The sequence below is a fragment of the Mesorhizobium subarcticum genome, assembly GCF_055456085.1.
The window spans coordinates 4,076,757-4,089,035 of sequence record NZ_CM144237.1 but is presented as its reverse complement, the minus strand read 5'-3'; the positions used below and the strand labels follow the sequence as shown (position 1 = coordinate 4,089,035).

Sequence of the window (12,279 nt, the reverse complement as noted above, 5' to 3'; positions counted from 1 at the left end):
GGGCTGGCCTATTTCTTCAGGTCGAGCCCGACGCCCTTGTTGACGAAGGCCAGCGTGTAGCCCTTGGTGATGTCGATGCCGGCGGGTGTGACCTTGGCCTTGACCATCTTGTCGTAAAAACTCTTGATCCGCGCGTCGGTCATGGCGCCGATGCCGAGTTTTTCGGTGTCGCCCGAATCGGCAAGGCCGAACTTCTTCATCTGCTCGATCGAGAAGGCGATCTGGTCGTCCGTCATGTCAGGATTGTCTTTCTTGATCATGTCGTTAGCCGCCTTGTTGTCGCCGTAGAGGTACTTGTACCAGCCCTTGGCCGAGCCATCGACGAAGCACTGGACCACCTCCGGCTTCTTGTCGATCGTGTCCTGCATCACCTCGACCGTCGTCGAGTAAGTATCCCAGCCATAGTCGGCGAGCAGGAACTGGTTGGGCACGAAGCCGCCTTCCTTCTTGACCGCGAACGGCTCCGAGGTGACGTAGCCCTGCTGGATCGACTTCTTGTTGGCGAGGAAAGGAGCGGTGTTGTAGGTGTAGGGCGCGCGCTTGGCGGCGTCGAAGCCGAGCGCCGTGACCATCCACTGGAAGAAGGTCTGCACGCCCTCGTCACCCAGAATGTACTGGTCGGCGTTCTTCAGGTCTTCCCACTTGTCCAGCCCCTCGCCGGGGTGGGACATGATGACCTGCGGGTCCTTCTGGAAGTCAGCCGCCACCACGCGCATCGGAATGCCTTGCTGGACTGCGTCGAAAGCCGACAGCAGATTGCCGCCCATGTAGAAATCGATCTTGCCGGCCAGCAACATCGGCCGGCCGCTTACCTGCGGGCCGCCCTGCATAATGGTGACGTCGAGGCCGCAGGCGGCATAGGTGCCGTCAGCCACGGCCTGGTAATAGCCGCCATGCTCCGGCTCGGCCAACCAGTTGGTGCCGAAAGTGACTTTTTCATTCGCCGCGGCACCCAGCGTGCTGGCGGCAAGCAAGGCCACCATCGCCACCGAGATCTTCTGTTTTACGTACATCGACACCACCCTTTGTTTGCTCCGGCGCGTCACGCGCCAGGCTCGACACCAAAGATTCAAGAAGCAAGACACATGCCACCGGCGTCTCGCGCCGGGACCCGCCCGCCTGCACCACAGCCATCTGCGAAAGCCGGAAAGGTCGTGCTGCACCGGAGGCATCGTGCCTATTTTTTAAACGCCTGTCCACAATCGCACCGGGAACTTGCACCGCCATCTTGAAGCTGCAACACATACCGCCCTAGGCTGGCGGCATCCAGGAGACTGTCATGTTTAAATTCCTCACCCCCAAGTCGATCAAGCCGCCCTTTGCCCGTTACAGCCATGGTGTCGAGGTGGCCCCAGGCAAGCGGCTGGTGCTGTGCTCAGGCCAGGTCGCCATCACGGCGGACGACCAGATACCCGAAGACGCTGGTGCCCAGGCCGAGCTCTGTTTCCGCAACATCGAGGCAGTGCTTGGCGAGGCCGGGCTGGCACTTGGGGATATCGTGCGCATAAACGCCTATGTCACCGACCGCGCGCATCTGCGCCCCTATATGGACGTTCGCGACCGGCTGTTTTCGAGCCCGGCGCCCGCCTCGACGTTGATGATCGTTTCCGGCTTTGCCCGGCCCGAATTCAAGGTCGAGGTCGAGGCCATCGCAGCCGGATGATCGACAGACAAGTTCTGTCGCGCTAGGTCTGGCTCATCCATTCAAGAGGCATGACATGACCGTAGCCAAAAGACGCGTGTGGTGGGGCGACTACCGAACCACCGAATATGCCTCGATCGATCCCGAGGCGACGATCGCCGTGCTGCCGGTGGCGGCGATCGAGCAGCATGGGCCGCATTTGCCGGTCTCGACCGATACCTCGATCATGAACGGCATGCTCGATACGGTCATTTCGCGCCTGCCCGACGATCTCGACATCCGCATCCTGCCGGTACAGGCGGTGGGCAAGTCCAACGAGCATCTGCACGCGCCGGGCACCCTCACCTTGCCGGCAACGACGCTGGTCGAAGCCTGGACCGAGCTTGGCGTGTCGATCGCGCGCGCTGGCGTGCGCAAGCTCATCGTCGTCAACTCACATGGCGGCAATGAGGAGATCATGGGCATCATCACGCGCGAATTGCGCGTGCGCGAAAAGATGCTGGCCGTGAAAACCAGTTGGCAGCGCTTCGGCCGCCAGGCCGGCATGTACACCGAGATCGAGGACCGCCACGGCATCCATGGCGGCGATGTCGAGACGTCGCTGATGCTGCATTTCCGGCCCGACCTAGTGGACATGGGCAAGGCCGACAATTTCGTTTCCAACGTCGACAAGGCCGAGAAGGAATTTTCGCTGCTGCGCCACACCGGCACCCACGCCTTCGCCTGGATCGCCAGCGATCTCAACCCCAACGGCGTGGTCGGCGACGCCAGCATCGCAACGGCCGAAAAGGGCCGGCTGACGGCGGAATATCAGGCCGACGGGTTCATCAGCCTGCTCAGGGATGTGCGCAAGGCAAAGCTTGCCGAGTGGCTTAAGTAAGTAGCCGTCTAGCCACAATCGTACCTTCGCAAAAAACCCCCGCGTATGAGATTTTGACAAACTTTGCCAAAATGGAGAATATTGGACGGGATATGGAGGCCGATATGGCAACAATGAACGTGTCATTGCCCAATGCGATGAAGGATTGGGTTGAGGCGCAGACCGAGACGGGTCGCTACGCCAACGCGAGCGACTATGTGCGTGATTTGATCCGTCGAGATCAGGAGCGAAACGACAACATTGCCGCCATGCAGCGCTTTGTCGATGACGGCTTGAAGAGTGGCATCGGCAATCGATCCAGGGACGCGCTTTTTACGGAGGCGGTCAAGCGCGCTGGAAAGTCACCCGGCAACGGGTAATGGGATTTCGCCTTTCTTTAGCCGCGGAAGAGGACATCGTCGGTATTGCCGAGCAAGGGGTACGCCTGTTCGGCGCTGTGCAGGCCAGACAGTATCATGAGGAGTTGTTCGCGATCTTTGACCTGATCGCTGCCAGTCCCCGAATGGCGCGGGAGCGGCTTGAATTGTCGCCACCAATGCGTATCCATCCCTTCAAGGCCCATCTTGTCGTCTACCGGATCGAAGCCGACGGCGACGTGTTGATTGTCCGGATACGCCACGGGCACGAAGATTGGGCGCATGAAGGCACTCGATAGTTCAGCAACGATGGATGGGCGCGGCTAGCTGTCGATCTTCAGCCCAAACGGCGTCCCCTCGAACGCATCGGCGCCGCGCCCGATCGACTGGATAGCCTCGATCATGCGGCCATTGCGCTCAAGCAGCGCGTCGGCCACCGCGATCAGCCGCGGATTGGGTGTCGCCGATGGCGACAGCGCCCGCAATGTCCGGGCCAGCTCTGCTTCGTCGCGATTCGGCGCCAGTGCGGCAGCGATGATGTAGGCCGAAGCGGTCGAACGGCTGATGCCGGCATAACAATGCACGACCATCGGCTTGGCTCGGTCCCAGCGGCGCGAGAAATCGAGCAGATTGCGCACATGCTCCTCGCCCGGCATGGTCATGCCGTCCTGCGCCACCGCGATATCATGCATGACGAGATGCAGATGGTTTTCCCTCGGTATCGAGGCAGGACGCGTCACATCGGTGCCGACGGAAAGCAGCGACAGCATGCGGTCGGCGCCGGTCCTGGCCACCGTTTCCTCAATTCTAGCCAGCGAGCAGACATGGATCATTGTTTGGAACCCTTCGATCGATCCTCGCGCCGCCCCGCCCATTCGGCAAGGCCGGAGTCCAGCCGCTGCCATTCCTCCTGACTCCCCGGCAGACCGGCGCGCAAGACATCAGGTCGATCGTTGAAATGCCGAAGCAGGATGCCGCGCTCGCCAAGGGCGGAAAACAGGCCGGCGGCATCCGGTAGGCTGAGATAGCGAAACAGCGTGGTGCCGCCCGCGACAGGCACGCCAAAGCATCCGAACAGCGCGTCGAGCCGCGCCGCCGCCTCAGCAAGGGATGCCCGCATGGCGTTCTGCCAGCCGATATCGCCTAGCGCCCGAATACCATATTCCAGCGCCGGACCGGCGACGGCCCATGGCCCGAACTGCGTTTCCAGCTGTTGAACCGTCGGTGCATCGGAAAGCGCGAAGCCAAGCCGCAGGCCAGCCAGCCCAAAGAACTTGCCAAACGAGCGCAGCACGACGATGCCACCCAGACCGACTTCACCGGCGAGGCTGTGCTCGCGCGGGCCGACATCCATGAATGCCTCGTCGACGACCAGCAGCCCGCCCTTGGCGCGCAGCCTTGCGGCCAGCGCCAGCAGCCGGTCGCGCGCGATGACGCGCCCATCGGGGTTGTTAGGATTGACGATGATGGCGAGGTCAGCGTCAGCCAGCGCCGTGAAATCGCTGACTTCGCTCACCTCGTGCCCGGCGATCGCCGCTGCGCGGGCATGTTCGGCATAGGTCGGCCCCAGCACCAGTGCCTTGCCGGGCCTCACCAGCGAGGCCACGCGCGGCAGCAGGATTTGTGTGCCCGGAGCCGCCACGACGTTGGCAGGCGACGGCGCGCCGTAGGTTCTGGCTGCGATTTCTGTCAGCTCACGCCCGCGTCCCGCTTCCGGCAATCGCGATAGCGAGGTGGCGGGCAGGTCGAAAAGCGGGTAGGAGTGCGGATTGATACCAGTCGAGAGGTCGACGAAAGGCAGCACGGCGTTGGGGAAAAGCACCCTCGCCCGGCCAAGACTTCCACCATGGTCCACCGCTCCATCAAGAAGCTTCATGTCAGTCCTGATCGCTTTCCTGTCTTTGGCCGTCGAATTCGTCCTGGGTTATCCGGACTGGCTGTTCCGCGCCATCGGCCATCCCGTAACATGGTTCGGCAGGCTGATATCCTTTCTCGACATCAGGCTCAACCGCGCCACTGATCCCGACGCGCTGCGTCGCCAAAATGGTGTCCAGGCGCTGCTGGTCATCGTGCTGGTGCCGGCGGTGATTGGTCTCTGCGTGCAGCTTGTTCTGCTCTGGTTCGTTCCGTTCGGGCTGTTCATTGCCGCCCTTCTGGCGACATCGCTGCTGTCGCAGAAAAGCCTCTACGACCATGTCGAGGCCGTGGCTGACGCGCTTGACTCGGGCGGCCTGGCCATGGGCCGCGTCGCCGTCTCGCGCATCGTCGGCCGCGATCCCGAAGCGCTTGACCGTGCTGCCGTCTGCCGCGCGGCGATCGAAAGCCTGGCCGAGAATTTTTCCGACGGCATCGTCGCCCCAGCCTTCTGGACCGGTGTCGGCGGTCTGGCCGGCGGCGCTGCCTACAAGGCCGCCAACACCGCCGATTCGATGATCGGCCACCGCACCCCGCGCCACGAGGCCTTCGGCTGGGCCGCGGCGCGCTTCGACGATTGGATCAACCTGCCGGCCTCGCGGCTGACCGCGCTGCTGATCGTGCTGGCGGCTTTCCTCGTCAAGGGAGCCGATCCCCGCAGCGCCCAGCAAGCGGTGTGGCGCGACGCGAAGAAGCACCGCTCGCCCAATGCCGGCTGGCCGGAAGCGGCGATGGCCGGTGCGCTTGGCCTGGCACTCGCCGGACCACGCAGCTATGGCGGCATCGTGGTCGACGATGTCTTCATGGGCGAAGGCGGCCGGCGTGACGTCGACAGCGGAGACATCAGGCGGGCGCTGAAACTCTACCGCGTCGCCGACTATCTGCTGATCGTGCTGTTCGGTTTGGTCTCGGCGATCACGGTTCTGGTGTTCTAGAACTCAATCCCCTGCTGCGCTTTCACGCCTGCCGAAAAGTGGTGTTTGGTCACGCCCATCTCGGTGACCAGGTCGGCCGCCTCGACCAGCGCCGGCTTGGCGCTGCGGCCGGTGACGACGACATGCAGCCCTTCGCGACGCGCCTTGAGCGCGCCAACCACCTTGTCAAGATCGAGATAATCGTAGCGCAGCGCGATGTTGAGTTCGTCGAGCACGACAAGGCTGATCAATGGATCGGCGATCAACTCCAATGCCTTGGCCCAGGCAGCTTCCGCCGCCGCGATGTCGCGCTTCAAATCCTGTGTCTCCCAGGTAAAACCCTCGCCCATCGCGTGCCAGACGACGCGGTCGCCGAAGGCGGCGAAAGCATCCTTCTCGCCAGTGTGCCATTTGCCCTTGATGAACTGGACGACGCCGACGCGCTTGCCATAGCCGAGCATCCGCAACGCCAGGCCAAAGGCGGCCGTCGTCTTGCCTTTGCCCGGACCGGTGTTGACGATCAGCAGCCCCTTCTCGACCGTCTTGCTCGCCACCTCGGCATCCTGCACCGCCTTGCGCTTGGCCATCTTGGCGCGATGGCGTTCTTCGTCCTTGCCGTCGATGTCGGTCATCTCATTTCACCTTGAGCGGCAGCCCCGCCACCATCAGCAGCACCGTATCGGCGATCGCCGCGACCTGCTGGTTGAGCCGTCCGGCGTCGTCGCGAAACCGGCGCGCCAGGGCATTGTCGGGCACGATGCCTTGGCCGACTTCATTCGACACCACGAACCACGGCCCGCGCGGCCGCGACAGCACGTTCGTCAGCCGCCGGCATTCGAGCTCAAGATCGTGATCGGCCAGCATGTGATTGGTCAGCCACAGCGTCAGGCAGTCGACAAGCACCGGCTGGTTGTCGGGCAAGGCCTCGAGCGCGCCGGCGAGATCGAGCGGTGCGTCGACGGTTATCCAGCCCTCGCCGCGCCGCGAGCGATGCAGTGCGATGCGCTCGCGCATCTCGTCGTCATAGGCTTGCGCTGTGGCTATATAGGCCCATGGTGAGCGCGAGGCCGTCACAAGAATTTCGGCGTGCGCGCTCTTTCCGGAGCGCGCGCCACCGATGATGAAGGTCAGCTTGCCGCGATCAGGCAAAGCTGTCGCGCAGGCTGCTCGCGGTGCCGGTGAAGCGTCCACGCACCACGCCGACGACAGCGCCGAGCACCAGCCAGAAAACCAGATTGGTCAATGTCACCGCCACCACGAACTGGTGGTGCAGGCCTTCCGGGATCGGCGTTTCGAAGCTGTCGGGCTGTGGTGCGCCGACGATGTGCGGTGCGATGATCAACGCCACTGCCAGGATCACCAGCGGCAGCGATCTGCGGAAAGCAATCAAAGCGAGACCGATCGCTGTCGCCGCTGCCGTTGCCGTCCACCAGATCTGGCGCGGCAAGAGATCGGCCGCAGGCATCGCCGGCAGTTCGGGCTGCAGCCCAAGACCGGGCGCCAGCGTGAACACGGCGAAACCAGCCAACCCCCAGAACACGCCCTGGCGCCAATTGCCGATGCCGCCAGCAAATTCGGAAACCGCAACCAGGATCAGCGCAAAGCCGATGCCGGTGGCGACATTGAAAACCGCACTGTATGCGTGACGCTCGAAGCCGTCGGCAGGCTCCCAGCCCTCATCCTCATGTTCGGGCGCAGTCGCGGCGGCTGGCGCCATGCTCATGGTGTTTGCGGCGGGCGCGGTGCTGCTGGCGGCATTGGTGCCAGCCGCGTTCTCGGCCGGTGCCGCGGCATGGTCGTGCTGATGGCCGGCGCCGGCCTTTTCGTAAACTTCGGCCTGGAGGATGAGAGGGTCGGTTGCGAAGGCCTGCATGCAGGCGAGAACAACCCCGGCCACGAGCCCTGCGATCGCCGCGATGAACACGACGTTGCGAAACAGATTCATGATGTCCGATCCTCGTCAGTGGCAGGGAAACGCCATCGAATGGCGGTTGTCATGACCGGCATTGTGGACCGCATCGATATGCGAGAAGCCGACAAACCCGATGATGAACGTGCCGAGCAGCGCGGCGAGCGCCAGCTGCATGAAGCGCGACTGCGAGGAGACGGAGGCGCCGAGGGAGACCGAAGCAGTAGTCATATCTTGTCCTTTCGCCCTCCACCCGAGGGCCTGTCAGTTTTGCCGTCGTCGGCAGGTCTCCTGGCTCGCGGATCAGCGCCCTTCTCCACCTTCCCGAAGACGAATCTTCAGTGGCATATGGAGAGGACTACCGCACACAGTTGCGGGGGCAGCCACGGCATTGGGCAACAATTCAGCCCGCACCGCATTCCCTCTTGGCTCCAAAACGGAACCGACGACTGTGTGACTATAGGGAAAATCACGACACGCGGCAAACCAAATTCCGCCGGCAATCAGCGCGATTGCGCCATGCCAGAGGGATCATCGGCGCGACAATTGACAATTGTCATGGCCGGGTGTCGGCTGGCCTCTTCACAGGAAGCCAGCCATGCAGCCCAATGCCAGCGAGCGCGATCCCTATAACGGCCTGACCCGGGCCGAAGCGACGCTGCCTTCCTCGGCATATTGGGATGCAGCGGCCTATCAGCGCGACCTCGATGCCATCTGGTACAAAAACTGGCTGCTGGTCTGTCGCGAGGCCGATCTCGCCCAGCCGCTGGCCTTCCGCCGATTCCGCATCGGCACGCAGGACATCGTCGTGCTGCGCGATGACACTGGCGAGCTGCGCGCCTTCCACAACACCTGCCGGCATCGCGGCTCGCAGCTGTGCCAGGAGAGCGAAGGCCGCCTGAAGGCACGATTGATCACCTGCCCCTACCATGCCTGGTCCTATTCGCTGCGCGGCGACCTCGTGCGCGTACCGTCGAAATCGCTGCCTGATGGTTTCGACAAGGCCGACCATCCGCTCTATCGCGTCGCCCTTTCGGTGTGGCGGGGCTTCGTCTTCATCAATTTGCAGGAAGACGCGGCAGGCTCCGCGCAGGCATCCTTCGACCCTGCCTCCGGCAATCTCGGCAACTGGCCGCTGGAAGCGCTGGTCTCAGGCCATGTGCTGCGCAAGGTGATGAACTGCAACTGGAAGATTTTTTGGGAAAACTTCAACGAGTGCCTGCATTGCCCGGGCGTCCACAAGGACCTTTCGCGGCTGGTGCCGATCTATGGCCGCGGCCTGATGAGCCGGCATGATGATCCTGAATGGGTGCGCCATGCCGACAATGACGCGCCGGAGTTTTCCGGCGGCCTGCGCACCGGCGCCGAGACCTGGTCGCGCGATGGCCAGGCCCATGGACCGGTTTTCCCGGGGCTGACACCAGCCGAACGTGCCGCCGGCCAGACCTACGCCACCAGCCTGCCCTCGATGTTCATTGTCGGTCATGTCGATTATGTCAGGACCGTGCGGCTGGTGCCGCTCGGTCCCGAACAGACGGAGCTTGTCGCCGAATGGCTGTTCACGCCCGAGGCGCTCAGCGACCCGGCAACCGACATCGACAACATCGTCGCCTTCGGCACGCAGGTGCTGGAAGAGGATGCCGGTATCTGCGAGGTCAACCAGAGGGGCCTGCGCTCGATGCGCCACGAAGCCGGCGTGCTGATGCCCGAGGAGTATGAGTTGCACCGCTTCCACAACTGGGTGCGTGAGCGGCACGCAGCGCTTTCTGCCTGATCCTCACAGGGACTTCGGCAGATAGCGCCACGTCACGAAGCCGCACACCGCCGCGAGCAGGCTGAGCGTGATGAACACCGAGCCCAGCCCGAAGAAGATCAGCACGACGGAATAGACCAGCGGCGGCGTCAGCTCGGAAAAATCGAGATAGGTGCGGTAGACCGCCGCCATCTGCGCCCGCTCATAGGAGCGCACCGAGCGCATGAAGGCGGTCGAACCCAATGCGTCCAGCGCGATGGTAAAGAACGCGCCACCAAGCAGGAAAGCCCCGGTCAACAACGGCGCAGTCGCTCCCACCGTGCCCGCGGCCAGCAGCATGGCCGACATGGCGAAATAGGCAAAGGTCATGGTGCGCCGGCCGCCAAACCGTTTTCCGGCCTTGCCCCAGAAGATGGCCATGAACAACAGTGCGTTGCCGGCCGAGACCAAGAGGCCGCCGACAATAGCGCCCTGCCCGGTGATGACCATGAACAGCGGCCCATAGACGAAGAACGTCGACCAGAAACAGGAGCGGCCGAAGGCGATCAGCCACGCCAGCCTCAGCCTCGGCTGTGCGACGAAACGGCCGATATTGGCGAGCGGATTGGCCGGTCGTGTCTTGCCAGGCTGGATCGACTGGTTGTCGCTCAGCCTATAGAACCAGAACAGCGCCAGCAAAGCCATCGCAAACACGGCCACCGCGCCATGCGCGGCATAGATGCCGAAATGCGCGTAGAGAAAAATGCCGAGCGTCGGCCCCCCGGTCCAGGCAAACATCGACCACGCCATGCGCAGCGATTCGGCCTGCATGAAGTCGGTCTTGCGGATGTGATCCATGATGTAGAGGTTGAGCGTGATCGAGAGCGCGCTGGCGCCCATGACACGGCACAGCATGCCGGCGATTTGCCCGGCAAGCGTGTGGGTGACGAAGAACAGCGAGCCGATGGCGAGCAGGCAGGCGCCTGCCGTATAGACCCAACGCCGGGCGAAACGGCGGATCAGCATCGGCATGAACAAGGTCACCGACAGGCCCATCATCGCCACAACCGTGTAGAGGATCGAGACGATCTGCTCGTTGTGGAGGATTTCGTAGGCCTGAATCGGGATGACGCTCGACACCGTGGCGCGGGCAAAGGATTCGACCGCGTAGAGCGAGGCGAAGGTGCGCGCATCCGCGGCCTTGAGGGCCGGGAGCCAGATCGGATGGCGCACATGGGTGGACATTGCTTCCCCAAAGCAGAATCACCGGTCAAATCTGCCGTGGCCATTCCCCGGCGATTAAGAGGAAACCGACGCGTAACCGGCAAAAAGCGAAACCGGTCAAAGGCTTCCCGGCTCTGGCCCAAAGTGTCGTTTGATCCGATGCCCCGGCCTTCTTCTGTCCCGCCCAACCGTGATAGTCCTCAGGCAGGGCTGAATCAGATCGCGAGACCATGACCATCCATACGCCGACCCCACCCGTTCCGGAGCCATCCAGGCGCATCGTCGCCATCGACATCGTGCGCGGCATCGCACTGCTGGCCATGGCGAGCTACCATTTCACCTGGGACCTGGAGAATTTTCACTACACCGATCCCGGCCTGACCGCTTTCGGCGGGTGGAAGATCTACGCGCGCTGCATCGCCTCAACCTTCCTGTTCCTGGTCGGCGTCAGCCTGTTCCTCGCTCACGGCAGACAGATCCGCTGGACCGGCTTCTGGAAACGCTTCGCCATGGTCGCCGTGGCGGCGATTGCCATATCTGCAGTCACCTGGTTCGTTACGCCGGGCGGTTTCATCTTCTTCGGCATCCTGCACGAGATAGCGCTGGCAAGCCTGCTCGGCCTCGCCTTCCTGCGCCTGCCGGCACTGCTCACCTTGCTGGTAGCGGCGGCGATTATCGTGGTGCCCTTCTATGTCAGCCTGGAATCCTTCGATCATCCCTGGCTGTGGTGGGTCGGCCTCTCGGCCATCAATCCGCGCTCCAACGACTACGTGCCGCTGTTCCCGTGGTTCGGCGTGGTGCTTGCCGGCCTCGCAGTGGCCGAGCTTGCCTCCACCTCGGGTCTGCTGGAGCGGCTGGCGAGCCTTAAGCCCGGCCGCTGGGCCAATCCATTGCTCTTCATCGGCCGGCACAGCCTTGCCTTCTACCTGATCCACCAACCGATACTGTTCGGCTGCGTCTGGCTGTTTTCGCAGGTGATGCCCGCCCCCGCCGAAACCCCGCAGGTGGAGTTTCTGAAAACCTGCCAAGTGTCGTGCGAACAGACGCGCAACGCGACCTTCTGTTCGAGCTATTGCGGCTGCATGCTGACGACGCTGCAGGGCGAAGGCTCTCTTGATCGGCTCTACAACAACGACCAGACTGCGGAATTCCGGGCGCATCTGGGCGATCTGGCCGCCAGTTGCACGGCCCAGACCGAAGACAAGGTGGACGAGGGAGGAACGCAATGACCGAAACCCAGCCGAAGCCCGGGGTAATACCTTGGCCACCGGTGATCTACGCCGCGGCAATCGCCATCAGCGTCATCCTCGGCATGCTCTATCCCCTGCCCTGGATCGGCGACCTGCTGGGCGACCTGCTGTTCGCCGCCGGCTGGGTGGTGCTGTTCGGCGCAGCGGCACTCTGGGTCACCGCCATCCGCACCATGATGCGGGCAAAGACCACGCTCAGTCCGACCGCCTTGCCCGACCACCTCGTCACCTCAGGCCCATTCGGCATCACCCGCAACCCGATCTATCTGGGGTTGACGCTGATGCTGATCGGTGTCGCCTTTGTCTCGGGGATAGCCTGGTTCTTCCTGTTTGCCTTCATTGCCGCCTTCGTCACGCAGAAGGTCGCCATCGAGGGCGAGGAAAAGATCCTGGCGGCGAAGTTCGGCAAGAAATACCGGGACTACGCCAAACGGGTGCGGCGCTGGATTTGAACAGCG

Annotated in this window: 16 protein-coding genes and 1 riboswitch; of the genes, 8 read left to right on the top strand and 8 right to left on the bottom strand. The window is 63.1% G+C overall.

The genetic code is table 11. The annotated features are described in order from the left end of the window. Positions 1-8 precede the first annotated feature (8 nt). Entirely contained in the window at positions 9-1,013 is a 1,005-nt protein-coding gene (locus ACZYHG_RS19980; protein WP_464610035.1) for an ABC transporter substrate-binding protein, read from the bottom strand. A gap of 266 nt (positions 1,014-1,279) precedes the next feature. Here ACZYHG_RS19980 and ACZYHG_RS19975 point away from each other — a divergent pair, with 266 nt between their 5' ends. From ACZYHG_RS19975 to ACZYHG_RS19960, 4 genes are all read left to right on the top strand, one after another. After that, entirely contained in the window at positions 1,280-1,663 is a 384-nt protein-coding gene (locus tag ACZYHG_RS19975; RefSeq protein WP_464610034.1) for a RidA family protein, read from the top strand. Positions 1,664-1,718: 55 nt separating this feature from the next. After that, complete coding sequence (locus ACZYHG_RS19970; RefSeq protein WP_464610033.1) at positions 1,719-2,522, top strand: creatininase family protein; 804 nt, start codon at positions 1,719-1,721, stop codon at positions 2,520-2,522. A gap of 104 nt (positions 2,523-2,626) precedes the next feature. Beyond that, positions 2,627-2,881: a type II toxin-antitoxin system ParD family antitoxin gene (locus ACZYHG_RS19965; RefSeq protein ID WP_464614742.1), complete on the top strand. Its 255-nt coding sequence runs from the start codon at positions 2,627-2,629 to the stop codon at positions 2,879-2,881. After that, positions 2,881-3,177, top strand: coding sequence for a type II toxin-antitoxin system RelE/ParE family toxin (locus tag ACZYHG_RS19960; protein WP_464610032.1), 297 nt, complete (start codon positions 2,881-2,883; stop codon positions 3,175-3,177). Before ACZYHG_RS19965 ends, ACZYHG_RS19960 begins: the two co-directional genes overlap by 1 nt. Before the next feature lie 24 nt (positions 3,178-3,201). Here the strand turns inward: ACZYHG_RS19960 and ACZYHG_RS19955 are convergent, their stop codons facing one another. Beyond that, positions 3,202-3,711 carry a tyrosine phosphatase family protein gene (locus tag ACZYHG_RS19955; RefSeq protein WP_464610031.1) on the bottom strand — a complete coding sequence of 170 codons (510 nt, stop codon included), beginning with the start codon at positions 3,709-3,711 and terminating at the stop codon, positions 3,202-3,204. Continuing rightward, positions 3,708-4,754: a threonine-phosphate decarboxylase CobD gene (gene cobD / locus ACZYHG_RS19950; RefSeq protein ID WP_464610030.1), complete on the bottom strand. Its 1,047-nt coding sequence runs from the start codon at positions 4,752-4,754 to the stop codon at positions 3,708-3,710. The genes ACZYHG_RS19955 and cobD overlap by 4 nt, the downstream gene beginning before the upstream one ends. Between cobD and cbiB the strand changes: the two genes are divergently transcribed. Further along, positions 4,753-5,727, top strand: a complete 975-nt coding sequence (cbiB, locus tag ACZYHG_RS19945) for an adenosylcobinamide-phosphate synthase CbiB (protein WP_464610029.1) — start codon at positions 4,753-4,755, stop codon at positions 5,725-5,727. The genes cobD and cbiB overlap by 2 nt on opposite strands. Here cbiB and cobO read toward each other — a convergent pair. Genes cobO through ACZYHG_RS19925 form a run of 4 tightly spaced genes read right to left on the bottom strand, consistent with a single transcriptional unit; the run spans position 5,724 to position 7,846 of the window. Then, the gene (gene cobO, locus ACZYHG_RS19940) at positions 5,724-6,338 is read right to left on the bottom strand and encodes a cob(I)yrinic acid a,c-diamide adenosyltransferase (RefSeq protein WP_464610028.1); all 615 of its coding nucleotides are present in this window, start codon (positions 6,336-6,338) and stop codon (positions 5,724-5,726) included. The two genes, cbiB and cobO, sit on opposite strands and share 4 nt — an antisense overlap. A gap of 1 nt (position 6,339) precedes the next feature. Then, positions 6,340-6,855 carry a bifunctional adenosylcobinamide kinase/adenosylcobinamide-phosphate guanylyltransferase gene (gene cobU / locus ACZYHG_RS19935; RefSeq protein ID WP_464610027.1) on the bottom strand — a complete coding sequence of 172 codons (516 nt, stop codon included), beginning with the start codon at positions 6,853-6,855 and terminating at the stop codon, positions 6,340-6,342. After that, entirely contained in the window at positions 6,848-7,651 is an 804-nt protein-coding gene (locus tag ACZYHG_RS19930; protein ID WP_464610026.1) for a CbtA family protein, read from the bottom strand. The genes cobU and ACZYHG_RS19930 overlap by 8 nt, the downstream gene beginning before the upstream one ends. 15 nt (positions 7,652-7,666) lie before the next feature. Continuing rightward, the gene (locus tag ACZYHG_RS19925; RefSeq protein ID WP_027029535.1) at positions 7,667-7,846 is read right to left on the bottom strand and encodes a CbtB domain-containing protein; all 180 of its coding nucleotides are present in this window, start codon (positions 7,844-7,846) and stop codon (positions 7,667-7,669) included. Positions 7,847-7,879: 33 nt separating this feature from the next. Further along, positions 7,880-8,077, bottom strand: a riboswitch (cobalamin riboswitch). Positions 8,078-8,213: 136 nt separating this feature from the next. Between ACZYHG_RS19925 and ACZYHG_RS19920 the strand changes: the two genes are divergently transcribed. Beyond that, positions 8,214-9,389, top strand: coding sequence for an aromatic ring-hydroxylating oxygenase subunit alpha (locus ACZYHG_RS19920; protein ID WP_464610025.1), 1,176 nt, complete (start codon positions 8,214-8,216; stop codon positions 9,387-9,389). A 3-nt stretch (positions 9,390-9,392) separates the two neighbouring features. Here ACZYHG_RS19920 and ACZYHG_RS19915 read toward each other — a convergent pair whose 3' ends face one another. Beyond that, a complete protein-coding gene (locus ACZYHG_RS19915) occupies positions 9,393-10,592 on the bottom strand; it encodes an MFS transporter (RefSeq protein ID WP_027029537.1) in 1,200 nt (399 codons plus the stop codon). Between the two features lie 209 nt (positions 10,593-10,801). Between ACZYHG_RS19915 and ACZYHG_RS19910 the strand changes: the two genes are divergently transcribed. Next, positions 10,802-11,800 (top strand): acetyltransferase domain-containing protein, encoded by a 999-nt coding sequence (locus ACZYHG_RS19910; RefSeq protein ID WP_464610024.1) that lies wholly within the window; start codon positions 10,802-10,804, stop codon positions 11,798-11,800. Beyond that, complete coding sequence (locus tag ACZYHG_RS19905) at positions 11,797-12,273, top strand: methyltransferase family protein (protein WP_464610023.1); 477 nt, start codon at positions 11,797-11,799, stop codon at positions 12,271-12,273. Before ACZYHG_RS19910 ends, ACZYHG_RS19905 begins: the two co-directional genes overlap by 4 nt. Positions 12,274-12,279: the final 6 nt, after the last annotated feature.

Coding starts and splice junctions, on each gene's coding strand:
- ACZYHG_RS19905 (WP_464610023.1), top strand. CDS start 11,797: ATGACCGAAACCCAGCCGAAGCCCGGGGTAATACCTTGGCCACCGGTG.
- ACZYHG_RS19980 (WP_464610035.1), bottom strand. CDS start 1,013: ATGTACGTAAAACAGAAGATCTCGGTGGCGATGGTGGCCTTGCTTGCC.
- ACZYHG_RS19955 (WP_464610031.1), bottom strand. CDS start 3,711: ATGATCCATGTCTGCTCGCTGGCTAGAATTGAGGAAACGGTGGCCAGG.
- ACZYHG_RS19970 (WP_464610033.1), top strand. CDS start 1,719: ATGACCGTAGCCAAAAGACGCGTGTGGTGGGGCGACTACCGAACCACC.
- ACZYHG_RS19965 (WP_464614742.1), top strand. CDS start 2,627: ATGGCAACAATGAACGTGTCATTGCCCAATGCGATGAAGGATTGGGTT.
- ACZYHG_RS19915 (WP_027029537.1), bottom strand. CDS start 10,592: ATGTCCACCCATGTGCGCCATCCGATCTGGCTCCCGGCCCTCAAGGCC.
- ACZYHG_RS19925 (WP_027029535.1), bottom strand. CDS start 7,846: ATGACTACTGCTTCGGTCTCCCTCGGCGCCTCCGTCTCCTCGCAGTCG.
- ACZYHG_RS19910 (WP_464610024.1), top strand. CDS start 10,802: ATGACCATCCATACGCCGACCCCACCCGTTCCGGAGCCATCCAGGCGC.
- cobO (WP_464610028.1), bottom strand. CDS start 6,338: ATGACCGACATCGACGGCAAGGACGAAGAACGCCATCGCGCCAAGATG.
- ACZYHG_RS19920 (WP_464610025.1), top strand. CDS start 8,214: ATGCAGCCCAATGCCAGCGAGCGCGATCCCTATAACGGCCTGACCCGG.
- ACZYHG_RS19960 (WP_464610032.1), top strand. CDS start 2,881: ATGGGATTTCGCCTTTCTTTAGCCGCGGAAGAGGACATCGTCGGTATT.
- cobD (WP_464610030.1), bottom strand. CDS start 4,754: ATGAAGCTTCTTGATGGAGCGGTGGACCATGGTGGAAGTCTTGGCCGG.
- ACZYHG_RS19975 (WP_464610034.1), top strand. CDS start 1,280: ATGTTTAAATTCCTCACCCCCAAGTCGATCAAGCCGCCCTTTGCCCGT.
- cbiB (WP_464610029.1), top strand. CDS start 4,753: ATGTCAGTCCTGATCGCTTTCCTGTCTTTGGCCGTCGAATTCGTCCTG.
- ACZYHG_RS19930 (WP_464610026.1), bottom strand. CDS start 7,651: ATGAATCTGTTTCGCAACGTCGTGTTCATCGCGGCGATCGCAGGGCTC.